The sequence below is a fragment of the Pseudomonas sp. P5_B2 genome (assembly GCF_056400445.1).
The window spans coordinates 1-763 of record NZ_JBFULH010001278.1; the positions used below are offsets into that span (position 1 = coordinate 1).

1 protein-coding gene is annotated in these 763 nt (G+C 60.0%); it reads right to left on the minus strand.

The window, feature by feature from the left end:
* Positions 1-67 precede the first annotated feature (67 nt).
* A partial coding sequence (locus AC1DRJ_RS30730; protein ID WP_477805425.1) for a sensor domain-containing diguanylate cyclase occupies positions 68-763 on the minus strand: 696 nt, incomplete at its 5' end.

Consider the following 763-nt stretch of genomic DNA (forward strand, 5'->3'; position numbering starts at 1 on the left):
CTTATGCTGGCGGACACACCGCCTTCGCGAGCAAGCCCGCTCCCACAGGGGTTTTGTGTTGGGCCAATCAGCCGGAAATGATCCGGTTTTTGCCCTGCCGCTTGGCTTCATACATCGCCGCATCCGCGCGGGCGAACAGGCTATCGAGGCTTTCGTCTGCGTCGGTGAGATTGGTCAAGCCCTGGCTGACGGTGATACCGAAGGTCTGGTCGTCATGGCTGAAGCTCAATTGCTGAATCTGCCGTTGCAAGCGTTCGGCCACTTGCATGGCCATGTCAGGGGCGCAGCCGGGAAATACCGCTGCAAACTCTTCACCGCCGATCCGGCCGAACACATCCCCACGCCGCAATGCGCTGCGACCGCTCTCTGCGATCTGTTGCAGCACCCTGTCACCTTGCGGGTGGCCGTAGGTGTCGTTAACCACCTTGAAATCATCGATGTCTAGCAGCAGGAATGCCAGCGGCGCACCTAGCTTGCGTGCCTGTGCAAACTCGCGTTGCGCGCATTCGAAGAAGTGCCGGCGATTGCTGCTTTGAGTCAGCACGTCGGTGGTAGCCAGACGTTGCAACTCGGCTTCCGTGCGCTTCTTTTCGGTGATGTCTTCGGCCATGCCGACAATGATCAGCGGTTGACCGGGCTCGGCCTGACGGTTGATGAAGCATTTGTCGCTGAGCCAGCGTACCTGCCCATCAGCATTGATGATGCGGTATTCGCGGTCTTCCACCGCGCCTTTGACCAGCACTTCGGCCAGGCTGCGCTCGGC